A 24,116-nucleotide genomic window follows, 5' to 3' on the forward strand; every position below is an offset into this window, starting at 1 on the left:
CGGTGTATGTGATATCTCTTGCGAGCCATTATCGCTACGTCCCGCTTCGGTCAAACGAGACAAATTGATCTGGTTGAGCGTGTCCCGGCTTTGGACTAATCGGGCATCCGGTAACAAAGGCCACCGCCCAAGATGACGGCTACGATCGCGCTCGTCGATGACGATCGCAACATCCTGACCTCGGTGTCGATCGCGCTTCAGGCCGAGGGCTTCGTCACGCGGCTCTATTCGGATGGCGAGACGGCACTGAAGGCGCTGACCGAGAACCCGCCCGAGCTGGCGATCTTCGACATCAAGATGCCGCGCATGGATGGATTGGAGCTGCTCCGCCGACTGCGCGAGAAGAGCACGATGCCGGTGATCTTCCTCACCTCCAAGGACGACGAGCTCGACGAGGCGCTCGGGCTGGCGATGGGCGCGGACGACTACATCGCCAAGCCTTTCTCACACCGGCTGCTGATCGCCAGAATCCGCGCAATTCTGCGCCGTACGGAGGTCGCACAGGCCCCGGCGGGCGAGAGTGGCGAACCGTCCGAGACGGTGCTGGTGCGCGGCCGGCTGGAGATGGATACCGCGCGCCACCGCGTCACCTGGGGAGGCGGCGTCGTCACACTGACCGTCACCGAATTCCTGATTCTGGAGGCGCTGGCGCAGCGGCCCGGCGTCGTGAAGACGCGCAACCAGTTGATGGACGCGGCCTATCACGACGACATCTACGTCGATGACCGCACCATCGACAGCCACATCAAGCGCGTGCGCAGGAAATTCCGCCAGGTCGATCCAGAGTTCGACTCCATCGAAACGCTCTACGGTGCCGGATATCGATTCTCGGAGGAGTGACGACCGCGAGCTGACGCTGCGCTGGTCCGCCCGGGTTTCGCTGACGCCGCGAATCCTGTTCGTCAACGTGTTCGCGCTGGCGCTGCTGGCGGGCGGGTTCTTCTACCTCGATTCGTACCGCAGCCGCATCGTCGACTACCGCGTGGCGCAATCGGGGCGCGAGACCCGGCTGATCGCCGAGGCGCTGGGCGCGGCACCGACGGCGGAGCGGCCTGCCCTCGCGCTCAGGCTGGCGCGCGATACCGGCGTGTGGGTTCGGCTCTACACCACCAACGACGCGCCCGCGCTCGACACGCGCGCGCTCGGCCTGCGCAATTTCGGGCTGGCCGATCCCGACAAGCAACCCTGGACGCTTGGCGCAGCGCGTTTCCTCGACGCGATGATCGACACCGTGGCAGGGGCGCCGCGCGCGCCTTTGTACCGCGAGCGTCGAAAAGCGCTCGACTGGCCCGATGTGCGCCCGGCGCTCGTCATGTCGCGGGCGCACGCGACCGTCTGGCGCGCGCCGGATCGCACGCCCGTGATCACCGCCGCCTCCGCCATGCCCGGCGGCGGCGTGGTGATGACGACGGTCAACGCGCGCGACATCACGCAGACGGTGCGGATCGAGCGCTACCGGCTGGCCATCATCCTGCTGGTCGTCTCGATCGTGTCGATCCTGTTGTCGCTGTTCCTCGCGCGCACCATCGTGCGGCCGCTGCGCCGCCTCGCCCGTGCGGCGGTGCGGGTGCGGCTCGGGCGCGCGCGCGAGGTGGTGGTGCCGCGCCTCCCCACCCGCCGCGACGAGATCGGCATGCTCGCCCGCGCGCTCTCCGACATGAGCCTCGCGCTGCGTGCGCGCATCGACGCGATCGAAGCCTTCGCCGCCGACGTGACGCATGAGATGAAGAACCCCCTCGCCTCGCTGAGATCGGCGGTGGAGGGGCTCGCCAGCATCCGCGATCCGGCGTTGCAGGAGCAGCTGATGGCGATCGTGCGGGACGACGTTCACCGGCTCGATCGGCTGATCACCGACATTTCGGAAGCCTCGCGGCTCGACGCGCAGCTCAGCCGCGTGAAGTTCGAGCGCGTCGATATCGGCGCGATGATCGCCGCCTTGCTTGCGCAGCGCGACGCGCGCGGCGTAGAACGCGGCATCACCTTGCGCTTCGACCGCCTCGATGCCGAACAGCTCGTCACGCTCGGCGAAGGCGCGCGACTGGAACGGGTATTCGAGAACCTGATCGACAACGCGATTTCCTTTTCGCCCGACGGCGGCCTGATCGTCATCGCGGCTGCAGGGGCCGAGGGCGACCTGCTCATCCGCGTCGAGGACGAGGGCCCCGGCGTGCCCGAGGATGCGCGCGAACAGGTATTCCGCCGCTTCCAGTCGCTGCGCCCCGATGGCGAGGCGTTCGGCAAGCACAGCGGGCTCGGCCTCGCCATCGCGCGGACCGTGGTCGAGGCGCATCACGGCACGATCAGCATCGAAAACCGCGCGGACGGCACGCCCGGCGCGGCCTTCGTCGTGCAGCTTCCGTTGGCGCAGGCGTGACGCCGCCGCTGCGCATTCACGCGACCGCCGTCGCGATCGGCGGGCACGGCGTACTGCTGCTCGGCGGATCGGGCGCGGGCAAGTCCGACCTCGCGCTGCGGCTGATCGATCGCGGCGCGCTGCTGGTGAGCGACGACCAGACCAACCTCACCACCGACGACGGGAGCCTGCTCGCCTCCCCCCCGAATACGATCGCGGGCCTGATCGAGGTACGCGGCATCGGCATCGTCACGGTGGCGCACCGTGCCAGCGCGCGCGTCGCCCTGCTTGTCCGGCTCGAAGGCGAGGTGCCGCGCATGCCCGACAAGGGCTTGTCTGAGGAGATCGCGGGCGTCCGCCTGCCGGTGATGACGGTCGATCCCGCCGCGATGTCCGCCCCGATCAAGGTAGAGCTCGCCTTGCGTCTGGCGACGGAGGGGGCCACATGACGATCGACATGAGCAGCGATCGCCAGGACATATTGCTCGTCACCGGCATGTCGGGCGCGGGCAAGTCGACGGTATTGCGCACGCTCGAGGATCTCGGCTGGGAGGTGGTCGACAACCTCCCGCTGCTGTTGCTCGACCGGCTGCTGAGCGCACCCTTGCCCAAGGGGGCCGAACGCTCGACCCAGCCGCTGGCGATCGGCTTCGGCGCCAAGACGCGCGATTTCGACCCGGCGCGCATCGTCGCCCGCATCAAGGCGCTCGGCGAGGAGCAGGGCCGCGATATCGGCACGCTGTTTCTCGATTGCGCGGGCGGCGAACTGGAGCGGCGCTATTCGGAGACGCGGCGGCGGCATCCGCTCGCGCTCGACCGCCCCGCCGCCGACGGCATCGCCCGCGAACGCGAACTGCTCGCGCCGATCCGCCGCTGGGCGAACCGGCTGATCGACACGACCGATCTCAGCGCCAACGAACTCGCGCAGCAGGTGCGCGCGACCTTCGGCGGCGAAGGGCTCGGCGAGCCGACGTTGCAGGTCATGTCGTTCGGCTTCGCACGCGGCCTGCCGCGCAACGCCGATCTCGTGTTCGACATGCGCTTCCTGCGCAACCCGCACTGGGTGCCCGAGCTGCGCCCCGGCACCGGCCTCGACGCCGACGTCAGCGCCTATGTGGCGGCGGATCCGGCCTATGAAGGTGCGGTCGGGCAGATCGAGTCGCTGCTGCTGCTGTTGCTCCCGCGCTACAGGGCGGAAGGGAAATCATACGTTACCGTCGCCTTCGGCTGTACCGGCGGGAGACACCGGTCTGTCCACGTGACGGAACGTGTTGCTGGCCGGTTGCGCGAGGCGGGATTTTCGCCCACGGTCCTGCATCGCGATCTCGCCACAGCGCCGCAGGACTCACTGGAGGGCGCGTCCGGGAACGCCGACGGGGTCGGGAAACAGAATTGATGATCGGGCTTGTTCTGGTAACGCACGGTCGGCTCGCCGACGAATTCGTGATGGCGATGGAGCATGTCGTCGGCAAGCAGGAGCGGATCGCCGCGGTCGCGATCGGCCCCGACGACGACATGGAAGCGCGCCGCAACGAGATTGCCGAGGCGATCAAGGCGGTGGACGCCGGGCGCGGCGTGATCGTTCTGACCGATCTGTTCGGCGGCACGCCCTCCAACCTTGCCATCTCGCTGATGGAACGCGGCCGGATCGAGGTGATCGCCGGCATCAACCTGCCGATGCTTATCCGGCTGGAATCGGCGCGAAAATCGATGAAGGTGGTTGACGCTGTCGCCGCCGCGCGTGAAGCTGGCCGCAAATATATCTCGGTCGCGTCCGAGGTGCTGGGAGAGGCGGCTGCGTGAGCCAGGTTACCAAGACGGTCCTCATCACCAACAAGCGCGGCCTGCACGCGCGCGCTTCCGCGAAATTCGTGACGCTCGCCTCCACGCAAGCCTGTGAGGTCGCCGTCGAGAAGGACGGTTCGGGATCGGTCACCGGCACCTCGATCATGGGATTGATGATGCTGGGCGCGGCGATGGGCGATTCGATCATCATCAGTGCCGACGGCGACGGTGCCGAAGCCGCCGTTAGTGCGCTCGCAGAACTGGTCGAGGCGCGTTTCGGCGAGGAATGACCGCAGATCGTTACGCTGGTGAATTCTTGGTCATAAACCGTTCAGCCGCGAGACTTTATTTGCGCTCGATCGTTCCCTCATGCGATGGCGCTTTCGGCTCGTTTCACCGCAAGCGCTGACTGGACTGGAGCTCTTCAGATGTTGAACACAAAGAACGCACGCCGCGGCATGATCGGGGCGTTGCTGGCCGCTACCCTGCTGACGGCGGGTTGCGCGACCGAGACTACCTATCGCCCAGCGACCGGCCAGGGCTTCGCGCGCAGCGGCTATAGTGACCGCCAGATCGAATCGAACCGCTTCATGGTGAGCTTCGCGGGCAACAGCTACACCTCGCGCGATACCGTCGAGCGCTACCTGCTCTACCGCGCCGCCGAGCTGACCGTGCAGCAGGGCTTCGACAATTTCGTGATGGCCGAGCGCCAGACCGACAAGCGCCAGCGCACCTACACGACGCCGGGAATCGGCTACGGCGGCTATGGTGGCTTCGGCGGCGGGTTCGGCTTCGGCTACGGCGGCTGGGGCCCGAGCTGGCGCTACGGCGGGCGCGGCTTCGGCGGCTGGCGTTCGTGGGATCCGTTCTGGGGCGATCCCTTCTTCGATCGCAGCATCGACGTCCAGACGATCGACAAGTTCGAGGCCAATGCCGAGATCATCCTCGGCCACGGCCCGAAGCCCAGGGACAACATCCGCGCCTTCGACGCGCGCGACGTCATCAAGAACCTGGGCCCGACGATCGTGATGCCGGAAACCGGCCCGAAACGCTGATGTCTTTCTAGCCCCTCCCCTTCAGGGGAGGGGTTGGGGTGGGGCCGCGTCGCAAGCGATCTCTCTGCGAGACGTCCCCCGCCCCTTGCCCCTCCCCTGAAGGGGAGGGGTTTTCCATGTCACACCGCCCCGTGGCAGTGCTTGTACTTCCGCCCCGATCCGCACGGGCACACCGCGTTGCGGCTTACCTTGCCTTCCCAGCTAGCAGGATCCTGGCCGATCTCGTCGCCTTCTGGGCGCGGGATCGACAGCGGCGGTTGCATCGTCGTCGTAATCAACCCGCCACCGTCGAGATCGAACGTATCGTCCTCGCCGCTGAACGGGTCGAAATGCGTGGTGATGAAGTCGGGCAGATCGGGCAGCGTGGGCGGCGGCTGGATCTGGAACTCGGCATAGGCGATCGTCTTGGTCACGTCCTCGCGGATCTGGTCGAGCATGCGCTGGAAAAGCGAGAACGCCTCCTGCTTGTACTCGTTGATCGGCGTCTTCTGCGCATAGGCGCGCAGATGGACGACCTGACGCAGCGCGTCGAGCGTCGCGAGATGCTCCTTCCAGTGATGGTCGAGGTTCTGCAGCAGGATCGACTTTTCGACCTGGATCCAGGTCTCGGGATCGAGCGACGCGGCCTTCTCCGCCACCAAGGTATCGGCGGCGGCCTTGACGCGCTCCTCGACGATCTCGGGGTCGATGGCGTCCTCGCTCAACCATTCCTCGACCGGCGGCACGACGTTGAGCAGCTCGCCCGCGCGCACCTTCATGCCTTCGACGTCCCACTGCTCGGGGTATGATCCCGGCGGGCACGCCTCGCCGACAACGGCGTTGACCGTCTCCGTGCGCATGTCCTCGACCACGTCGCCGACGGTATCGGCGTCCATGATGTCGCTGCGCTGCTCGTAGATGACCTTGCGCTGGTCGTTCATTACGTCATCATATTCGACGACCTGCTTGCGGATATCGTAGTTGCGCGCCTCGACCTTTCGCTGCGCCGTCTCGATCGCCTTCGACAGCCAGGGCGAGCCGATCGCCTCGCCGTCCGGGATGTTCGAGCGCATCATCTTGGCGAACAAAGTGTCCGGGCCGAAGATGCGCAGCAGATCGTCGTCGAGGCTCAGGTAGAAGCGCGAGAGGCCGGGATCGCCCTGACGGCCCGAACGGCCGCGCAACTGGTTGTCGATGCGGCGGCTCTCGTGCCGCTCGGTGCCGAGCACGAACAGACCGCCCGCGTCGAGCACCGCCTGTTTCTCCGCCGCGATCTCGAGCCGGATGCGCTCGATCGCCGCCTCGCGTTCGGGCCCCTCGGGCATTTCCGCGAGCTCGTCGTTGATGCGGAATTCGAGATTGCCGCCAAGCTGGATGTCAGTGCCGCGACCCGCCATGTTGGTGGCGATCGTCACTGCCGACTTGCGACCGGCCTGCGCGACGATATGCGCCTCCATCTCATGGAAGCGGGCGTTCAGCACCTTGTGATCGACCCCTTCCTGCGTGAGAAATTCGCTCAGCAGTTCCGATTTCTCGATCGAGACCGTGCCGACCAGCACCGGCTGGCCGCGCTCGGCATGCACGCCGATCTTCTTGGCGATCGCGGCGAACTTGTCCTGCGTGTTCTTGTAGAACTCGTCCTCCTCGTCGACGCGCTTCACGTCGACGTTGGTGGGGATCGTGACGACGTTCATCTTGTAGATTTCGAAGAACTCGGCCGCCTCGGTCGCGGCGGTGCCCGTCATGCCCGAGAGCTTGGGGTACATGCGGAAATAATTCTGGAAGGTGATCGAGGCCATCGTCTGGTTCTCGGGCTCGATCTCGACGCCCTCCTTGGCCTCCACCGCCTGGTGCAGGCCGTCCGACCAGCGCCGCCCGTCCATCATGCGGCCGGTGAATTCGTCGATGATGATGACCTTGCCGTCCTTCACCAGATAATCGACGTCGCGCTTGAACATCATGTTCGCGCGCAGTGCCTGGTTGGTGTGATGCACGACCTGCGTATTCTCGAAATCGTAGAGGTTCGCGCCCTCCAGCAGCCCGGCGGTCTCGAGCATCCGCTCGACCTTCTCGGTGCCGTCCTCGGTCAGGATGATCGACTTCTGCTTCTCGTCCTTCTCGTAATCCTCGGGCGCGAGCTGCTTCACGACGGCATCGACCAGCTTGTAGAGATCGGACTTGTCGTCGGTCGGGCCGGAAATGATCAGCGGCGTGCGCGCCTCGTCGATCAGCACCGAATCGACCTCGTCGACGATCGCCATGTTGAAGGCGCGCTGCACCATCGATCCGCGATCATACTTCATGTTGTCGCGCAGATAATCGAAGCCGAACTCGTTGTTCGTGCCGTAGGTGATGTCGGAATGATACGCCGCCCGGCGCTGATCGTCGCTGAGATTGGGAATGATGACGCCCACGGTCAGGCCGAGGAAGCGGTAGACCTGCCCCATCCACTCGGCGTCGCGCGCGGCGAGATAGTCGTTGACGGTGATGACGTGGACGCCGGTGCCCGGTAGCGCATTGAGGTAGGTGGCGAGCGTTGCCACCAGCGTCTTGCCCTCGCCGGTGCGCATCTCGGCGATCTCGCCGCGGTGGAGGACGATGCCGCCGATCATCTGCACGTCGAAGTGGCGCATGCCCATCGTGCGCTTCGCAGCTTCGCGCACCGTGGCGAAGGCCTCGGGCAGCAGATCGTCGAGCGTCTCGCCCGCCGCCAGCCGCTCGCGGAAGCGTGCGGTCTGCTGCGAGAGCTCCTCGTCCGACATGGCCGAGAGCGACGGTTCGAAGGCGGCGATCTTGTTGACGATGCTGCCGAGCGATTTGACGTAGCGATCGTTCGAGGAGCCGAACAGGGTTTTGGCAAGGCCGCCGAGCATGGGCAATTCCAGTGTTTTCGAATTTGAGGAGAAGCGCCCGCAGGCACTGCCGGGGCGCGAAATGCAGGAGCAGTCAGGACGGCACCCGGCCGTCAGGGCGCGATCAGATCCGCAGGCGGCTCGCGAAGATCGGCACCGCACGCGGGAGCGCCACGACGACCTGCGGCATCGCCGCGAGAGTCCGCAGGCCCGGCAGTTCGAATGGGACGGCCCGCGCGAGCGCCGGGCGGGCGCGCGAAACCTGACGAACCTCGCCCTGCGCGAGCGACACCGTGTGCGCGCTCACCGCGACCGCACGCCCGCCCGAGATCGCGCCGGTCAGCGCGGTCATCAGGGCCGAGAGGATGAGCAGCAGGTTCACAAGGCGCATCTATGAAGTCTTGCGGCTCCCGTCCAGTCGGGTCGCACGGTCAAGCCGCGCGCGCGGCCGGGACCGGGAACGTCACCACGTCTCCCTCGGCTGCCGCCGTCGTTGCGAACCGCCGTTCGCTGAGCAGCGCCATGACCGGCGCGCAGAGGAAACGCACGCCGGACACGGTCGCGCCGAGTGCGATCAGAAGGCCGACATCGTCGTTCGCCCCCTGCCGCAACGCCAGCGCGGCGATCGCCAACGCGACATGCGCGAGGCCGATGAGCGTCTCCGGCATCGTCTCGGTCAGCGCGCGCAGGCCCGCCGCCTGACCGCGGAACTTCGGGGTGCGTCGCCACGCCAGCGGCTTGGCGGAGAACCCTGCGAACCCGCCGACCATCTGGATATGCGTCAGCGACATGCGCGCGATTTCGCCGAGCAGCATGTCGCCCATATCGTTGCAGTCGCTCAGACGGTAGCGCAGCCATGTCGCGGCGAGCGAGCCGCCTGCCGCGATCAGCGCCGCCGTCCAGAACACCGGGGGCAGATCGAGCGTCGGCACGTAGCCGGCGGCGATCGAGACAACCCCCGCAATCGCCCCGACGAAACCGAGGATCGTGCCGATTGCCCCGAGCAACGGCTCGACGCCGCGCTGCCATTCGAGCACCTTCGACCAGCGGTTGAGCTGCGCCGATCCGCCCAGCACGCGCGGCAGGTACATCCGCCAGTGGCGCCGCAACTGCTGCACCGGCCCCGCCGTCCAGCGGAAGCGCTGCTTCTTGTAGTCGGCGAAATTCTCCGGGATCAGTCCGCGCCCGAACGTATCGCGCAGATAGATGCCGTCATAGCCGAGCTCGCGGAAGCGCACCGACACTTCCGAATCCTCGGTCAGGCACCATTCCGCCCATTTTCCTGCGGCGAGCAACGCATCGCGGCGCACGATGCACATCGTGCCGATCGTGATCGCGGCATTGTATTCGTTCAGGCCCGACAGCTCGATCTTGTTGTTGGGCATATATTCCCAATAACACGAGGTCAGATACGCATCGCCCTCATAGGCGCGGTAGTCGTGCGGGGTCTGCACGTAGCCGATCTTGGGATCGTCGAAGAACCCGGTCAGGCGCGACAGGAAATCGGCGTCCGACACGTAATCGGCATCGATCACCGCGACGAGATCGGCATCCGATTCGACATGATCGAGCAGCCAGTTGAGCGCCCCCGCCTTTGCGCCCGGCAGCGGCGAGACGTGGAAGAAGCGGAAACGCGCCTCGCCCAGGCCGCGGTTGAGCCGCTGGCAATGCGCCTCCACCGGCATCCACAGATTGCGATCCTGCGTATTGTTGTCGCAGATCAGCACCTCGAAATTCGGATAATCGAGCCGCGACAATGCATTCAGCGTCGCGATCACCACTTCGGGCGGCTCGGCGTACGCGGGCAAATGGATCGACACCTTGGGCGCGCGGCGCGCGGGGATCGGGTCGGCGGGCATGATCGGGCGTCGCCAGTCGCGATGCGTCAGCACCGCCTGCCGCGCCAGCGATACCGCGAATGTCAGGCCGAGCAGCAGCGCCGACACCGCGCTCGTCAGCGCCATCGCGATGAGCATCCACGTCGGCATCGCGGCTTCGGTAAACAGCGAATAGGTCCACAGCGTGCCGACGATCCAGCCGAGCGGCAGCAGCGCGAGTTGCTGTGCGCCCGCGATCGTCAGGCGCGGGAGCGCGATGCGGATGCCGAGCGTCAGCAAGGCACTGACCGCCGCCACGAGGATCGCTCCGCTAACCACGCCGCTCACCAGCGCCGCCACGAGCGCGCTCACCAGCGCACAGACCGCGAGTTGCGCCGGCTCGCGAGCAGGATCGTCCTCGATCGCGAAGGCCCGGCGGATGGTGATCGCCATCAGCGCTGTCGTACACAGGCTCATCATGGCCAGATAGATCAGGCCAGGATCAAGGATTTCACGGGTAATCGACATGCGGCTCAGAAACTCCGAGTGATCACGATGGTCCGGGCGACAGCCCGGACCCCCGACCTGCCGCAATAGTCGTTACGTTGGTGCAGCGCACAAGTTCCGCGGTCCAGTAGAAAGTCTGGCTTTTACCGCACATGAACACCCGTCCGCCTTCCGCGCGGCCTTTTCGTGGGCTCGGCCACGCGATAAGGGGCCGCGCATGACTTCGCCCCTCTCCCCGCTCGCGCCCGCCGCGTTCCCGAACCTGCCCGCCGTCGCCGGAGTCGTGCCGCACGTGGCGCGCGCGCGGTACAAGACCTGGGACCGTTGCGACCTCACCTTCGTGGCGCTCGATGCGGGCACGACAGTCGCGGGCGTGACGACGACGAGCAAGTGCCCATCGCCCGAGGTGGAGTGGTGCCGACAGGCGCTGACGCTCGGCCAGGCGCGCGCGCTGGTGGTCAACGCGGGCAACGCCAACGCCTTCACGGGCCATCGCGGACGCGCGGCGGTGGAGGCGATCGCGGCGCGCGCGGCCGTGCACCTCGGCTGCCAGCCCTCCGACGTGTTCGTCGCCTCGACCGGGGTGATCGGCGTGCCGCTGCCGATCGACAAGGCCGAGGCCGGGCTCGACGCCGCCTTCGCCGCCGCAGAATGTTCGTGGGAAGAGGCCGCCGTCGCGATCAGCACGACCGACACTTTTCCCAAGGGTGCCGTCACCACCGCCATCGTCGACGGGCGGACCGTGACGCTCACCGGCATCATCAAGGGATCGGGCATGATCGCGCCGGACATGGCGACGATGCTCGGCTTCATCTTCACCGACGCGGCGGTTTCGCCCGCCTTTCTGCAAACCGCCCTCGCCGAGGCGAACCGCGCGAGCTTCTCGTGCATCACCGTCGACAGCGACACATCGACCAGCGACACCGTCCTCGCCTTCGCCACGGGCAAGGCGGGCAACGCACCGCTCTCCGGCGACGACGATGCGGGGGCCGACGCCTTCCGCGCGGCGCTGTCCGACCTGTGCCTGCAACTCGCGCACCTCGTCGTGCGCGACGGCGAGGGTGCGACCAAGTTCATCGAAATCGCCGTCACCGGCGCGGAGAGCGACCGCAGCGCGCACCGCATCGCGCTATCGATCGCCAATTCGCCGCTGGTCAAGACCGCCATCGCCGGGGAGGACGCGAATTGGGGCCGCGTCGTCATGGCGGTGGGCAAGGCGGGCGAGCCGGCCGAGCGCGACAGCCTCGCGATCCGCTTCGGCGACACGCTCGTCGCGCGCGAGGGTCTGGTGGTGGCGGGCTATGACGAAGCCCCGGTCGCCGCGCACCTGAAGGGCAGCGAGATCGAGATCGGCGTCGACCTCGGCCTCGGCGACGGCAAGGCGACGGTGTGGACCTGCGACCTGACGCACGGCTACATCTCGATCAACGCCGACTACCGGAGCTGAGCGCGATGCTGACGAGAGTCCTATGCTGAAGATTTGGGGCCGCCTCAATTCGCACAACGTCAAGAAGGTCGCGTGGCTCGCCGAAGAGATCGGCGTCGACTATGTGCGCCATGACGTCGGCGGGCAGTTCGGTTTCCCGGAAGATTACGCCGCCAAAAACCCCAACCGCCTGATCCCGACGATAGAGGATGCCGGCCTGGTCTTGTGGGAATCGAACGCGATCCTGCGCTACGTCGCCGCGAAATACGCGCCCGACTTGTGGCCCGCCGATCCGGCAGCGCGCGCGGCCGGCGACAAATGGATGGACTGGCAGTTCAGCTATGCCGACGCGCAGCGCGACGCCTTCGTCAATCTGGTGCGCCGCACGCCCGACGCGCGCGACATGGCGGCGATTGCCGCGTCGGCGGAGCGCGCGGGACAGGCGATGGCGATCCTCGACCGCTATCTGGCGGAGACGCCCTGGCTGTCGGGCGATGCGTTCGGCATCGGCGACATTCCGATGGGCGTCTATACGCACACCTGGTTCACGCTCGACATCGAGCGGCCCGAGCGGCCGCGTGTGCGCGCGTGGTACGAGCGGCTGATGGAGCGGCCTGGCTTCGCCTCGCAGGTGATGATCCCGCTGACTTGACGTCCACGCGACCCGCGTTCATCTGCGCGAGGCCGGTCCGTACCGGCCGAACCAGAGGAGGCGATCATGCGCACTATCGATCACTTCGCCGACCTGCCCTGCTTTCGAGGTCAGCTCGAAGCGGCGTAAGGGTTTCCCGTCCGAAACGCATGTGAAGCGCGGCCTCCGCGTCGTTCACGGCGACGTCGAACTCGTCGAAAAGCTGGGCCGTAACGATCCCTGCCCCTGCGGTTCGGGACGCCGGTTTCAAGGCCTGTTGCCTCACCAGCGGCCGGTTTCGACGGCGCAGAGCGGCATGACTATTACCGATAGATAGAAAACGGGCCGCGATCGGTGAGGATCGCGGCCCGAATTGCGTGTTTTACGCCAGCTCGCCTTCGAGCCACGCCTTCAGGCGGCCCTTGGGCTCCGCGCCGACCTTGGTCGCGGCGGGCGCACCGTTCTTGAACAGGATCATCGTCGGGATGCCGCGCACGCCGTACTTGCCCGGCGCATCGGGGTTCTCATCGATGTTGAGCTTGGTGATCGTGACCTGCTCGCCGAGCTCCTCGGAGATTTCCTCCAGGCTCGGCCCGATCATCTTGCACGGCCCGCACCATTCCGCCCAGAAATCGACCAGCACGGGGCCGCTCGCGTTGATGACGTCGGCTTCGAAGCTCGAATCGGTAATCGCCTTGGTGGCCATGATGTATCTCCTTGTCGGGGCGCAATCTAAGTGTGCAACGCGCCTCGCTCAAGCCGGGTCCGCCCCTAGCTTTGCTCCGTGCCTGCGAAGCCGGGCTTGTGAGGTGCGAGATCGTCGGCCGAAAGCGCGATCAGCGACGGGCCGGCGGTGTAGAGCAACGCCGCTTCCACCGTGCGGCCGGGGAAGATCACGCCGAGTGCCGCGACATAGGCCGCCATCTGGCGTAGGTGATAGGGCGGCGCATCGGCGGCGGTAGCGGGCGCGTGGCGGCCGGTCTTGAAATCGATCACGCGGATGCGCTCCGGCGTCACCAGCAGCCGATCGACCGTGCCCGACACGACGATGCCATCGCCGACCACCGCCGCGATCGGCGCCTCGGCCAGCGCGTCGGCTGCGAACAGATCGGCGAAGCGCTGATCTTCGAGCACGGCGAGCACCGTGGCGATGATCTCGGCGCGTTCGGGCTGTTCCGCGACACCGCCCGCCGTCGCCAGCCAGCGATCGGCCGCCTGACGTCGCGTCTCGGGCGCGACCTGCGGCAGGCGTTCGAACAGCGCATGGAGCAACCGCCCGCGTTCGGCGGCGGCGCGCATCGCCGGGCCGGGCGGCGGATCGGCGACCGCATCCTCACCCAGCGACGACGGAGCGAGCGGACGCGGCGGGCGCGCCTCCTGCGGTGCCGCGCGCGTGGCCCATTCCGGCAGCGGATCGGGCACGACGATATCGCGGGCGCGCGGGGTGCGCGGCGGCACCGGCTTCAGCGCGACCGTGCCGGTGAAGGCGCGTGCGGCCTCGGCCGGGCCGTCTATACCCAGCGCCGCCATCGCCGCTTCGGATGCCGCATACCAGCTATCGGGCGGCGGCACGCCCTTGGCGCGCGCGCTGAGCGACCCGGCGATCTCCAGCCGCTCCTCGGCGCGTGTGGCCGCGACGTAGAACAGCCGCCAATGCTCCTCCAGCTCGCGCGCCTCGGCGGCATCGACGATCCCGGCGAGCGGACCGGCTTCCTCCTTCTTCGGGCGGAAGATCGGCACCTTCACGTCCTCGCCCAGTTCCCAGTCGAGCGTCGAGCGGGGGCTACGCGTGGGATCGACGGCGGCATCGGCGAGGATCACCAGCGGCGCCTGCAAGCCCTTCGCGCCGTGCGCGGTCATCACGCGGACGGCATCGAGCGGCGCGGACGGATCGCGCTTGATCTCGACTTCGCCGCGATCGAACCAATCGAGGAAGCGCTGCAGCGACGGCGTGCCTTGCGATTCGAACTGGAGTGCTGCGGTCAGCAATTCCTCGATCGGATCGCGTGCCTCCTGCCCCAGCCGCCGCAGCAGCGCGCGCCTGCCGCCGAGCCCGCCCGACAGCAGCTCCTCGAGAAACTGGTAGGGCGTGGCGATATCGGCGCGACCGAGCATCGCGCGCAGGGGGGCGAGCGCGTCGCCCTTGGTGCGGAGCAGATGCTGCCACAGGCTCCCGCTTTCGCGCGGGGCGGCGGCCATCAGCGCGTCCTGGCTCCAGCCGATCAGCGGCGAGACCAGCAGGCTCGCGAGCGACAGATCGTCTTCGGGCTGCAACACGAAGCGGATCGCGGCGAGCAGATCCTGCACGCTGAGCGGCGCGTTGAGCCGCAGCCGGTCGACCCCCGCGACCGGCACGCCCTCCGCATAGAGCCGCGCGACGATCAGCGAGGCGAGCTCGCCGCGCCGCTTGACGAGGATCATCACGTCCTGCGGCTGGAGCGTGCGGCCCTTGCTCTCGAGCATCAGCGTGCCGATCCAGCCCTTGATCGTTCGCGCGATCCGCCGCGCCAGCTCGCGCACGGAATCGTCGATCCAGCCTTCCTCGTCCTCCTCGGTGCCGCCCGCGATGACGAGCGGCCAGAGCGTCACCGTGCCGGGGCCGGGCACTTCGCTGGCGTGCGTCTCGCGCGCGGCGACGTTGCCGAGGCCGGGTTCGGGCAAGGCGGCCATCGCCGCATCGACGAACTCGAGCACCGGCCGCGTCGAGCGAAAGCTCTGCGTGAGCGAGAGGCGGTTCCACGGCGCGGCGAAGGTCGGTTCGCCCCGCTTGCGCGCGTCGGACTCGGCATCCCAGGCACCGCTCGCGAGGGTGCCGAAATGCTTTTCCGCAGCCGCGAAGAAGATCGGGTGCGTGCCCTGGAAGCCGAAGATCGCCTGCTTGAAGTCGCCGACCGTGAACAACGTCCGCGTCTCGCCGCCATGCGACCCCTCGCCCGCGAAGAACTCGTCGGCGAGCGCGCGGACGATGCGCCACTGGTCGGGATTAGTATCCTGCGCCTCGTCGATCAGGATGTGCGAGGTCTCGCGGTCGAGCTTGTAGCGCACCCACGCGCCGATGCCGGGCTGGCCGAGCAGGTCGATCGTCGCCGCGATGAGATCGTCGAAATCGACCGCGCCGATCCGCCGCTTCGCCCGCGCATAGGCGGCGGCATACTCACGCCCGACGTCGAGCGCCGCCGCGAGCAGATCGGCGTAGGCCGCGCGCGTGCGCATCCCCAGCAGCTCGGCGCAGCGCGTGCCGACAGCCAGCGCCATCTCGGCATAGTCGGGCTCGGCGTCGAGCAGCTTGGGCGAATATTTGCGCGGCTCCCACTTGGCGGTGAAGGGCACGCCGACGAGATCGCCGAGCATCCGCGCGCGCATCTCCGGCGCGGCCTCGACCCAGCATTCCGCGATATCGGCATGGTTGCCGCCGGTCGCGGTGCCCCACGCGCGGTTCGCCGCCGCCAGCGCCGCGACGGCGTCGGTATCGAATTCGTCGTCGCCGCAGGCCGCGACGATCGCCGCCTCGACGTCGCCCGTGGGCAGATCGAGCGCGCGGCGGATCATCGCGTGCAGCCCATCGCCGCCCGGCAGCAGCGCCATCGCCTTGGGTTTCCGCGCGCAGGCGAGCAGGAACCCCTCCGCCGCGCCCTCGCCCAGCCGCACGCTCAGCGCGCCGACCGCCTCGATCACGCGGCCACGCCCCTCGCGATCGGCATCGACCAGCATCTCGGCCAGCGCCTCGCGCGCCAGCACCGCCTCCTCGCGCGCCTCCAACGGGCGGAAGCCCGGCGACAGCCCGGCCTCGACCGGAAACGCCGCCAGCAGGCCCTGGCAGAAGCCGTGGATCGTCAGGATGCGGATGCCGCCCCCCGGCGCGTCGAGCACGCGCGCGAACAGCGTCCGCGCGCGCTTGCGCAGGTCCGGCGACGGGTCCTCGCCCAGCGCCATCAGATCGGCGACCAGCTCCGGCTCGGGCATCCGCACCCACGCCGCCAGCCTGCGCCCGATCCGGTCCGCCATCTCGGCCGCGCCCGCCTTGGTGAAGGTCAGGCACAGGATCGCGCTCGGATCGACCCCGCGCAGCAGCAGGCGATAGACGCGCGCGGTCAGCACCTGCGTCTTGCCCGTCCCCGCCGAGGCCGACAGCCAGACGTGCCCGCCCGGCGCACTCGCGCGCGCCTGATCGTCCTTCAGCGGGGGGAGTGGCGTCGTGACGTCACTCACGGCCATACCATTCGTCGCGGCGCATCAGCTGATCGTATTCGGCATAGGGCGCGAATTCGGGGTGGAGCTTGGCGGTGAAGGGCTCGGTCCCGGTCAGCCACGCCTTCACGGCTTCCGTGAAATGATATGCGGCGTGCGCCGGGAAATCCTCGGGCGTGGGCTTGCCGTTCTTGCCCGCCGCATCGACCGGCGACGCGACATAGCCGAACTGGTCGAGCTTCTTCGCCAGCGACCAATATTCGAACCCGCGCGCGAGGCCGGTGATCCCGTCATACCCCCCCTGCTCGGCAATCAGCCCGAGCAGGCCGAGCTGCAAACTGAACCCCGCCTGCACCGCCGCATTGGAGGGCGGCGCACCGGTCTTGTAGTCGATCACCGCCAGCGTGCCGTCGGCGAAGCGATCGATCCTGTCGAACTTGCCGGTCAGCCTGACGCCGGCAATGTCGATCGCGCCGTCCTTCTCGACCGCGACGATCTTGCGCCCGATATCCTCCTGCGCGGCGATCTTCCCCGCGATCCAGTCGATCGCCTGCATCAGCCGCGGTTGCCACAGCGCGCGCATCATCGGGTGGGTGCGTTCGTCATCGAGCATGGCCAGCGCGGCGGCGTGGAGCGTCTCCGGCACCTGATCGCCGCGCGCCCATTGCTCGAGGATGTCGTGGACCGCCGTGCCGCGCCACGCCGCGCTCGGATCGGCATCGACCGGATCGAGCGCGGCCAGCCGCAGGATGCGCTTGGCGTAAAAAGCGTAGGGGTCGGCCTTGAGGCGATCGACATCGGTGACGGCGATGCGCTTCGGCCGCAGGATCGCGGGCGGCATTGGCTCTGGGCGCTCGGCGGGGTCGTGGACGCCGGGATCGTCAAGCGCGCGCGTCCAGTGTTCGAGCGAGGTCGCGCGGCCCCGTGCCCAGCCCTCCCCGGCCAAAGCCTCCAGCCGCAGCCAGAAGCGCGAGGCGATGGCGGGCTGCGTCGCGTCACGGCGCGCGCGCGTCAGCAGCGCCTGCGGTGCGCCGAGTGCGCTCGCCAGATCGTGCGCCGCCATGCCGATGCCGCGCTCCAGCCCCGGCAGGCCAAGCGCGGCGCGAATACGCGGGGCGAGCCACGGATCGGGCGCAGGGTTCCCCGGCCAGGTGCCTTCGTTGAGCCCGCCGAGGATCATCAGGTCCGACGTCTGCAGCCGCGCCTCGATCAGGCCGTAGATCGCGAGGCGCGGATGCCCGCCCTGCGGCGGCCGCACCGCGATCTCGTCCATCAGGGTCTTGAGCAGCACCGCGAGCTCGGCCGGATCGAACAGCGCCGGGCCGTCGCCGGCGCGCGCCTCGACCTCGCTCAGGAAGTCCGCCGCCGCGCGCCCGGCCGGGCCGCTCCACAGGAAATCGCCGCACAGCGCCTGCGCGGTGTCGCGCAGCATCGCCACCAGCGCGCCGAGCGGCGCGGGCCCGCCCATGAACACCGCTTCGGCGGGCGCGAGCAGCGCGCGCGCCTCCGGCCACCACGCCGCAGCTTCCGCGCGCCGCCTGCGCTCACGCTCGGGCGGATCGGCGAGGTGCGCGTCGATCCCGTCCAACCCCGCCGCCGGGCGCGGGCCGCGCAGCACGCGGTCGAGCTTGCGGACGCCCTCCAGCCAGGCGCCTCGCGTCTCGCCCGATCGCACTAGCGGATGTTTGAGCAGGGTCAGCAGCGGTAGCGGTGCGAAGCGTTGCGCCGCCGCCTCCGCCAGCGCGGTCAGCAGCGTGCCCGACGGCAGGATCGACAGCGGCCGCCCCGCCGAATCGTCGATAGCAATGTTCCAGCGCCCGCAATGCGCCGCCACGCGCCGCGCGAGCGCCCGGTCGGGCGTGACGAGCGCCGCCGTCCGCCCCGGCGTCTCCAGCGCCTCGCGCAGGGCGAGCGCGATCGCCTGCGCTTCTTCGGCGGGCGTCGCCAGTTCCGCCGCCGCGATCCCGCTCAGGCGGCGCTCGGCGGCTGGCAGATCGGTCCAGCGCCCGGTGAAATCGGCGGGCGCGAGCGCGTTGGCGATGGCCTTGCCGCGCGCCGCCGTCGCGTCGAGTTCGGAGGCATCGGTCCAGCGCGAGACCTCGGCCCGGTTGAAGCCCATCCGGTCGAGCAGCAGCTTGAGATGGAATTGCGGATGCGTCTCGATCGATCGTTTTGCGAAACCCGTCGCCGGATCGGGATCGTGCGGCCCCAGCGCCTGCCACTCCGCCTCGTCCATCGCGGTGGCGAGATCGGCGAACACCACCATCCCGCGCGGCATCTCCGCCACGCGCCGCAGCAGCAACGCGACCGCAGGCGCGGAATCCGACACACCCGCCGCGCACACGAAGCCTGCGGGCGGCGCTTCCTTCCACCGCTCCGCCAGCCGCCGCAGCAGCCGCGCGCGCCGGTCGGCAGCGTCGATGCAGCCGAGCCGGGCAAGCTCCGCCGGCCAGCGCGTCTGCACGATCTTGAACAGGTCGAGCGCCTTGTCCCAATGTTCGGACAGATCGTCGCCCAGTTCCAGCTCCACCAGCGCGGAGGGCGGCACCTCCTCGACCAGCAGCTGATCGAGCGTCCGCGCGAGATCGCCCGCCAGCCGCACCGCCTCCGCCGCCTCGACAGGCTTCACCGCCGCGACCAGTCGCGCGAGGATCATGCGGCGCTGCATCGGCGGCACGGCGGGCGGGACCGAATCCGCATCGTCGGCGGGATCGAACGCCGCGCCGATATCCGCGACCTCCGGGTCGCCGATCGCGACGAGGCGCGGCAGCAGCAGCCCGCCGCCGCTCGCGCGCACGAACGCATCGGTCACAGCGCGCTTGGCGCGATTGTTGGGCAGCAGCACGACGCCGCGCGCCAACCCGAGCGGATCGTCGCCGAAGCGCCGGATCAGCCCGGCGGCAAGCGCGTCGGCGAACGCCCGGTGCGCGGGGATCGTGTAGAGCCGGGGTTTTCCCCGATCAGCCATCCGCGAGAATCGCCTCGGTCGCGGCGATGGCGGGCGGCGTGCCGACGTCGAACCACAGGCCCTGGTGGACCATGCCGTAGGCCCGCCAGCCCTCGATCGTGCGTTCCCAGAACAGCCGCGTCGAGAACGGCCCCTCGGGCCAGTCGCGGATCACGCGCGGGCTCAGGATCTGCACGCCGGTGTAGACGAACGGCGCCAGCCTGCCCGGCTGCCGCCAGCCCGTGATCCGCCCGTCCGCCGCCAGCCGGAAATCGCCGAGCCCGAGGTGGTTGTGCGCGCGTGCCAGCGGGATCATCAGCAGCAGAGCGTCCATCTTCGCGTCGTCCCACTGATCGGCCAGCATGCGGATCGCGTCGCTCGGCCCGTCGACCCACAGGTTGTCGCTGTTGACGACGACGAAGGGCTTGTCGCCGATCAGCTCGCGCGCCTGCACGATGCCGCCGCCTGTCTCCATCAGCAGCTTGCGCTCGTCGGAGACGACGACGTCGATCCCCTTCACCCGGTTGCGCAGATGCGCCTCCAGCGCGTCGGCCATGTAGTGGACGTTGACGATCGCGCGCTTCACGCCGGCGGAGCGGAGGCGGTCGAAGACATGATCGATCAGCGCCTTGCCCGCGACCTCGACCAGCGGCTTGGGCCGCGTCGCGGTGAGCGGGCGCATGCGCTTGCCGAGGCCGGCGGCCATCACCATCGCGGTTTCCGGCACCGCGCCCGCGGGCGTCGGCCGGATCGCCAGCGTTTTCTTCGCGGTCATTGCCCGGCGATCGCCATCGGGTCGCCGCGCTTGTCGGCCGGGATGGTCGCGTCGAACCACGCCTTCACCGGCGCGAGCGCGGGATGTTCGAGATCGCGGTTCAGGTAGCGCCACACGCGCGGGCAGAGCGTGGGGTAGCGCGGCTTGCCGTCGCGCTTCCACAAGCGGGTGAAGATGCCGACGATCTTGGCGTTTCGCTGCGCGCCCAGCACGTGATAGGCGACGTCGAACGCCTCGTCCGTGTGCGTTGCGGCGTGATAGCGCGCCAGCATCGCTGCTTCGGTCGCCTCCGGCACGTCGCGCCGCGCATCCTGCAGCAGCGAGACGAGATCATAGGCCGGATGCCCCGCCAGCGCGTCCTGGAAATCGAGCAGGCCGAGCGCGTCGCGCCCCTCCGAATCTTTGGCCCCGGTCAGCATCAGATTCTCGGCGTGATAATCGCGCAGCACCGTCACCTTCGGGCCAGCGAGCGCCGCGTCGAACACCGCGTTCCACGCCGCATACCAGGCACGGCGGTCGGGCTCGATGCCGATCGCGGGGCAATACCAGTCGACCAGCAGATCGACCTCGCGGTGCAGAACTTCACGATCGTACGGATCGAACGCGCCCGCCTCATGCTTGTGGAGATCGACCAGCAGATCGATCGCCGCGCCGTACAAAGCGGCCTCGCGCGCCGGATCGGCATCGACCGTCTCGCGCATCCGCACGTCGCCGAAATCCTGCAACAGGACGAGGCCGTGCGACAGATCCGTCCCGTGGATCACCGGCGCCGCGAAACCGCGCGCCGCAAGCCAGCCCGCCACATCGAGGAACGGCTTCGGATCCTCATGCGGCGGCGGCGCGTCCATCAGCACGGCGCTGCGCTCGCCATCGACGACGCGGAAATAGCGGCGGAAGCTCGCATCGCCGGCGAGCGGCAAAATCTCGGCATCGCCCCACCCGATCGAGGCGAGGAAATCGGGCGCTGCGGGCGGCGGAGTCATCAGAAGGGCCATCGCGCCTTCCATGCCGCCGGGACGTGCGCTGTCAAGCGGCGCCCGCCATCCGGTTCGGACGCCAGGGCAAGCGCCAGCGCATCGGGCCAGAAACCCGGCGCACGCTCAGGCCATTCGACGATCAGCACGCCGTCCGCCGCCTCCTCGTCGATGCCGAGTTCGTCGATCTCGCGCGGAGTCTCGATCCGGTAGAGATCGACGTGCAACACCGGGATGCGCACCTCGGGCGGCGCATAGGGCTGGACGATCGCGAAGCTCGGGCTCGGCGCCTCGCCCGCCAGCCCGAGTGCCGCGAGCAATCCGCGCGCGATGCTCGTCTTGCCCGCGCCGAGCGAGCCGGAAAGCGTGATGACGTCGCCGGGCCGCACCAACTCCGCCAGCCGCACACCGAGCGCCAGGGTCGCCTGCGGATCGGGCAGGATCACGACGCGCGCGGCAGCGTCACGGCGATGGCGGTGCCCTCGCCGGGTTCGGAGAACAGCTCGATCGTGCCGCCGTGCGCCTCGACGAATTGCTTGGCGAGCGGCAGGCCGAGGCCCAAAGCCCGCTCGCCGTCGCGCGTCACGCCCGGCTGCGCGAAGCGATCGAAGGCATGTTCGACGGCCTCCGCGCTCATCCCCGCGCCATCGTCCGACACGACGATCCGAGCCGAGGTATCGGTGCCGTCGAGGTGCAACAGCACGCGGCCCTTTTCCTGCGTGCCCGCAATGGCATGGCGCAGCAGATATTCGACCACCTGCCGCAATCGCTTGGCGTCGCCCGACACGCTGCCCGCGGTCGGCGCGATCTCGACCGCGAATTCCAGCGCGCGCTTGCGGATCAGCACCGCGATCGTCTCCGTCGCCGCCTTGGCCAGCGCGCCGAGATCAACCGGATGCCGCTCGATCTCGGGCGCGACACCGTCGTTCTGCGTCAGGTCGAGCACCTCGTCGACCAGCGTGCCGAGCCGGTCGACCGATTCGAGAATCGCATCGACATAGCTCGACGCCGATTCGGTGAGCTTCCCGGCATAGCCCGCGCTCATCATCTCGGCGAACCCGCTGATCGAGGTGAGCGGCGTGCGCAGTTCGTAGCTCATGTTGGCGACAAAACTGGTCTTGATCTGGTCGGCCGTCTCCAGCGCCTCGTTGCGGTCGCGCAGCGCCTGCTCGATCCGCCGGCTGTCGGAAATGTCGAGCATCGTGAACAGCCCGTTGCCGTCGGGCAAAGGCACCGCCGCAAATTCGAAATGCCGCCCGTCCGCAAAGCCGACGCGCCCGCCCCGCTGCTGCCGGTCGACCGTGGCAAAGCGCACAAGCTCGCCGATCAACTCCGACCGTTCAGGCCGGGCGAGGCGCGGCGCGGCCGCCTTCGCCAGCATGTCGACGCGCGGATGCGTCGCGAGGAACGCCTCGTCGAGGCCCCAGAGCGTACGGAACTTGTTGTTCCAGATCTGCAGCCGCCCATCGGCCGAGAACACGCCGAGCGCCTCGAACAGATTCTCGAACGTCGCCGCACGCACGCGCAGCAAGGTGTCGAGCCCGCTCGCGAGCTGTACCTGCTCGGTGCGGTCCTCGAAGATCAGCAGCAGGCCGCCATCGGGCAACGGCTGCGCCACGACACGCAGATGCGCGCCGCCGGGCAGATGCCACTGCTCCTCGATCGCGTCGCCCGTCGCCACGAACCACGCGCGCCGCTCCGCCTTCCAGCCGGGGAAGTCGCGCACTTCTGGCAGGCGATTGGTGTCGCGCATCCGCTCCAGCACGCGGTCGAACTCCGGCCTGTCGGCGATCCAGTCGTGCTTCAGCGCGAAGATGCGCTGAAACGGCTGGTTGCAGAAGGTCAGCGCGCGGTCGGCGTTGAACTGCGCGACGCCCGCCGAAAGCCGGTCGAGGATCGCGCGCTGCGTATCGCCGAAACGCTTGATCGAGGCGCGCGCTTGTTCGAGATCCTCGATATCGACCGCGAAGCCCGCAACCCCGCGGTCGGGCATCGGCACGTCGTAGACGCGCAGCATCCGCCGTTCGCCCTTGATCGTCGCCGGCACCGCCGCCACGCGCACGCGCCCGGTATCGCGCGCCTCCAGCGCCCCCGCGAGCGGCCCGCCGATGCTGGAACCCTCGATCAACTCGAGCCCGCGCTCGACCACATCCTCCGGGTCGGTCGCATCGACCGCATCGGCATAATGGCTGTTGACCATCGCCAGCGACAGGTCCGGCGCGCGATACCACATCGGCATCGGCGCGGCCTGGATCAGGCTGGTCAGCACTTCGAACGCGCGGTGTGCGCCGAGCAGTTCGTCGGCCAGCCGCTCGATCTCCGCCTGGCTATCGGTCGCGTCGAACAGCCAGAGTACGACCCCGCCGGGCGCCTGGAGGCCGTCACCGGCCTTCGCCCCCCGGATCATCAGCGCCCGCGCCGATCCGACTGCGTGGACCGACCTGCTGAACGGCCGCCCTGCACTCTTGGCGGCGGCGATATCCGCGGCGAGCGCCTCCGCATCGTGCGGCGCCAGCCCGCCGTTCAGCGCCCCGCTCAAATCGGCAAGATAACGCGGCGATGCCCCCAGCCCGAGCCAGCCGGCAAGCTGTTCCGGCGCGTCGATCCGTCCGTCGGCGCGCACGATAACCGAAATCGCGGGCGAAGAGCGGAGCAAGGCCGACAGACGCACATTCTCCGCCAGCGTATCCGCCGCCTCCCGCCGCGCGCGCAGGCCGACGAAGAGCAGCCAGACACCGACGCAAAGCAGCAACGCGAGAACGAGGCCGCAGACCGCCAACTGGATGACGCTCACCTCAGCCATGTCGATACACTGGACGAGACTCGA

The 24,116-nt window shown here is 68.7% G+C and carries 20 protein-coding genes; 10 read left to right on the plus strand and 10 right to left on the minus strand.

Annotated features, from left to right (window positions below; genetic code table 11):
* The first annotated feature begins 132 nt into the window (after positions 1–132).
* The 7 genes from Q5H94_RS10490 to Q5H94_RS10520 all read left to right on the plus strand — a co-directional run bounded on the left by Q5H94_RS10490 (position 133) and on the right by Q5H94_RS10520 (position 5,193).
* Entirely contained in the window at positions 133–840 is a 708-nt protein-coding gene (locus Q5H94_RS10490) for a response regulator transcription factor (protein WP_304561213.1), read from the plus strand.
* Positions 812–2,374 carry a sensor histidine kinase gene (locus Q5H94_RS10495; protein ID WP_304561214.1) on the plus strand — a complete coding sequence of 521 codons (1,563 nt, stop codon included), beginning with the start codon at positions 812–814 and terminating at the stop codon, positions 2,372–2,374. The genes Q5H94_RS10490 and Q5H94_RS10495 overlap by 29 nt, the downstream gene beginning before the upstream one ends.
* Positions 2,371–2,802 (plus strand): HPr kinase/phosphorylase, encoded by a 432-nt coding sequence (locus Q5H94_RS10500; RefSeq protein WP_304561215.1) that lies wholly within the window; start codon positions 2,371–2,373, stop codon positions 2,800–2,802. The genes Q5H94_RS10495 and Q5H94_RS10500 overlap by 4 nt, the downstream gene beginning before the upstream one ends.
* Entirely contained in the window at positions 2,799–3,749 is a 951-nt protein-coding gene (gene rapZ / locus Q5H94_RS10505) for an RNase adapter RapZ (protein ID WP_431312157.1), read from the plus strand. The genes Q5H94_RS10500 and rapZ overlap by 4 nt, the downstream gene beginning before the upstream one ends.
* On the plus strand, positions 3,749–4,156 hold the full coding sequence (locus Q5H94_RS10510; RefSeq protein WP_304561216.1) for a PTS sugar transporter subunit IIA: 408 nt from the start codon (positions 3,749–3,751) through the stop codon (positions 4,154–4,156). The genes rapZ and Q5H94_RS10510 overlap by 1 nt, the downstream gene beginning before the upstream one ends.
* Entirely contained in the window at positions 4,153–4,428 is a 276-nt protein-coding gene (locus Q5H94_RS10515; RefSeq protein WP_304561217.1) for an HPr family phosphocarrier protein, read from the plus strand. The genes Q5H94_RS10510 and Q5H94_RS10515 overlap by 4 nt, the downstream gene beginning before the upstream one ends.
* 138 nt (positions 4,429–4,566) lie before the next feature.
* Positions 4,567–5,193 (plus strand): CC0125/CC1285 family lipoprotein, encoded by a 627-nt coding sequence (locus Q5H94_RS10520; protein ID WP_304561218.1) that lies wholly within the window; start codon positions 4,567–4,569, stop codon positions 5,191–5,193.
* 119 nt (positions 5,194–5,312) lie between these two features.
* On the opposite strand, the gene secA is transcribed toward Q5H94_RS10520, so the two are convergent.
* The 3 genes from secA to Q5H94_RS10535 form a co-directional block, all read right to left on the minus strand.
* Positions 5,313–8,045 carry a preprotein translocase subunit SecA gene (gene secA, locus Q5H94_RS10525; RefSeq protein WP_304561219.1) on the minus strand — a complete coding sequence of 911 codons (2,733 nt, stop codon included), beginning with the start codon at positions 8,043–8,045 and terminating at the stop codon, positions 5,313–5,315.
* A 103-nt stretch (positions 8,046–8,148) separates the two neighbouring features.
* On the minus strand, positions 8,149–8,415 hold the full coding sequence (locus Q5H94_RS10530) for a hypothetical protein (protein ID WP_304561220.1): 267 nt from the start codon (positions 8,413–8,415) through the stop codon (positions 8,149–8,151).
* 40 nt (positions 8,416–8,455) lie between these two features.
* On the minus strand, positions 8,456–10,369 hold the full coding sequence (locus tag Q5H94_RS10535) for a glycosyltransferase (RefSeq protein ID WP_304561221.1): 1,914 nt from the start codon (positions 10,367–10,369) through the stop codon (positions 8,456–8,458).
* Positions 10,370–10,565: 196 nt separating this feature from the next.
* Between Q5H94_RS10535 and argJ the strand changes: the two genes are divergently transcribed.
* The 3 genes from argJ to Q5H94_RS20520 all read left to right on the plus strand — a co-directional run bounded on the left by argJ (position 10,566) and on the right by Q5H94_RS20520 (position 12,742).
* Complete coding sequence (argJ, locus tag Q5H94_RS10540) at positions 10,566–11,795, plus strand: bifunctional glutamate N-acetyltransferase/amino-acid acetyltransferase ArgJ (RefSeq protein ID WP_304561222.1); 1,230 nt, start codon at positions 10,566–10,568, stop codon at positions 11,793–11,795.
* A gap of 22 nt (positions 11,796–11,817) precedes the next feature.
* Positions 11,818–12,426, plus strand: a complete 609-nt coding sequence (locus tag Q5H94_RS10545; protein ID WP_304561223.1) for a glutathione S-transferase family protein — start codon at positions 11,818–11,820, stop codon at positions 12,424–12,426.
* A 151-nt stretch (positions 12,427–12,577) separates the two neighbouring features.
* Positions 12,578–12,742 (plus strand): SEC-C metal-binding domain-containing protein, encoded by a 165-nt coding sequence (locus Q5H94_RS20520; protein ID WP_431312158.1) that lies wholly within the window; start codon positions 12,578–12,580, stop codon positions 12,740–12,742.
* Between the two features lie 45 nt (positions 12,743–12,787).
* Here the strand turns inward: Q5H94_RS20520 and trxA are convergent, their stop codons facing one another.
* From trxA to Q5H94_RS10580, 7 genes are all read right to left on the minus strand, one after another.
* On the minus strand, positions 12,788–13,111 hold the full coding sequence (trxA, locus tag Q5H94_RS10550) for a thioredoxin TrxA (protein WP_304561224.1): 324 nt from the start codon (positions 13,109–13,111) through the stop codon (positions 12,788–12,790).
* A 65-nt stretch (positions 13,112–13,176) separates the two neighbouring features.
* Positions 13,177–16,620: a double-strand break repair helicase AddA gene (gene addA / locus Q5H94_RS10555; RefSeq protein ID WP_304561225.1), complete on the minus strand. Its 3,444-nt coding sequence runs from the start codon at positions 16,618–16,620 to the stop codon at positions 13,177–13,179.
* Positions 16,607–19,561: a double-strand break repair protein AddB gene (addB, locus tag Q5H94_RS10560; RefSeq protein WP_304561226.1), complete on the minus strand. Its 2,955-nt coding sequence runs from the start codon at positions 19,559–19,561 to the stop codon at positions 16,607–16,609. Before addB ends, addA begins: the two co-directional genes overlap by 14 nt.
* Positions 19,554–20,315 carry a nucleotidyltransferase family protein gene (locus Q5H94_RS10565; RefSeq protein ID WP_304561227.1) on the minus strand — a complete coding sequence of 254 codons (762 nt, stop codon included), beginning with the start codon at positions 20,313–20,315 and terminating at the stop codon, positions 19,554–19,556. The genes addB and Q5H94_RS10565 overlap by 8 nt, the downstream gene beginning before the upstream one ends.
* Complete coding sequence (locus Q5H94_RS10570) at positions 20,312–21,298, minus strand: aminoglycoside phosphotransferase family protein (RefSeq protein ID WP_304561323.1); 987 nt, start codon at positions 21,296–21,298, stop codon at positions 20,312–20,314. The genes Q5H94_RS10565 and Q5H94_RS10570 overlap by 4 nt, the downstream gene beginning before the upstream one ends.
* On the minus strand, positions 21,298–21,735 hold the full coding sequence (tsaE, locus tag Q5H94_RS10575) for a tRNA (adenosine(37)-N6)-threonylcarbamoyltransferase complex ATPase subunit type 1 TsaE (protein ID WP_304561228.1): 438 nt from the start codon (positions 21,733–21,735) through the stop codon (positions 21,298–21,300). The genes Q5H94_RS10570 and tsaE overlap by 1 nt, the downstream gene beginning before the upstream one ends.
* On the minus strand, positions 21,732–24,092 hold the full coding sequence (locus Q5H94_RS10580; RefSeq protein ID WP_304561229.1) for a sensor histidine kinase: 2,361 nt from the start codon (positions 24,090–24,092) through the stop codon (positions 21,732–21,734). Before Q5H94_RS10580 ends, tsaE begins: the two co-directional genes overlap by 4 nt.
* Positions 24,093–24,116: the final 24 nt, after the last annotated feature.

It is taken from the genome of Sphingomonas immobilis (assembly GCF_030580995.1).
Taxonomy (GTDB): domain Bacteria; phylum Pseudomonadota; class Alphaproteobacteria; order Sphingomonadales; family Sphingomonadaceae; genus Sphingomonas; species Sphingomonas immobilis.

Bases quoted from the DNA above. Each gene is read 5' to 3' on its own strand.
- Q5H94_RS10490 (WP_304561213.1), top strand. From the start codon at position 133: ATGACGGCTACGATCGCGCTCGTCGATGACGATCGCAACATCCTGACC.
- rapZ (WP_431312157.1), top strand. From the start codon at position 2,799: ATGACGATCGACATGAGCAGCGATCGCCAGGACATATTGCTCGTCACC.
- Q5H94_RS10510 (WP_304561216.1), top strand. From the start codon at position 3,749: ATGATCGGGCTTGTTCTGGTAACGCACGGTCGGCTCGCCGACGAATTC.
- Q5H94_RS10520 (WP_304561218.1), top strand. From the start codon at position 4,567: ATGTTGAACACAAAGAACGCACGCCGCGGCATGATCGGGGCGTTGCTG.
- secA (WP_304561219.1), bottom strand. From the start codon at position 8,045: ATGCTCGGCGGCCTTGCCAAAACCCTGTTCGGCTCCTCGAACGATCGC.
- Q5H94_RS10530 (WP_304561220.1), bottom strand. From the start codon at position 8,415: ATGCGCCTTGTGAACCTGCTGCTCATCCTCTCGGCCCTGATGACCGCG.
- Q5H94_RS10535 (WP_304561221.1), bottom strand. From the start codon at position 10,369: ATGTCGATTACCCGTGAAATCCTTGATCCTGGCCTGATCTATCTGGCC.
- argJ (WP_304561222.1), top strand. From the start codon at position 10,566: ATGACTTCGCCCCTCTCCCCGCTCGCGCCCGCCGCGTTCCCGAACCTG.
- Q5H94_RS10545 (WP_304561223.1), top strand. From the start codon at position 11,818: ATGCTGAAGATTTGGGGCCGCCTCAATTCGCACAACGTCAAGAAGGTC.
- trxA (WP_304561224.1), bottom strand. From the start codon at position 13,111: ATGGCCACCAAGGCGATTACCGATTCGAGCTTCGAAGCCGACGTCATC.
- addA (WP_304561225.1), bottom strand. From the start codon at position 16,620: ATGGCCGTGAGTGACGTCACGACGCCACTCCCCCCGCTGAAGGACGAT.
- addB (WP_304561226.1), bottom strand. From the start codon at position 19,561: ATGGCTGATCGGGGAAAACCCCGGCTCTACACGATCCCCGCGCACCGG.
- Q5H94_RS10565 (WP_304561227.1), bottom strand. From the start codon at position 20,315: ATGACCGCGAAGAAAACGCTGGCGATCCGGCCGACGCCCGCGGGCGCG.
- Q5H94_RS10570 (WP_304561323.1), bottom strand. From the start codon at position 21,298: ATGACTCCGCCGCCCGCAGCGCCCGATTTCCTCGCCTCGATCGGGTGG.
- Q5H94_RS10580 (WP_304561229.1), bottom strand. From the start codon at position 24,092: ATGGCTGAGGTGAGCGTCATCCAGTTGGCGGTCTGCGGCCTCGTTCTC.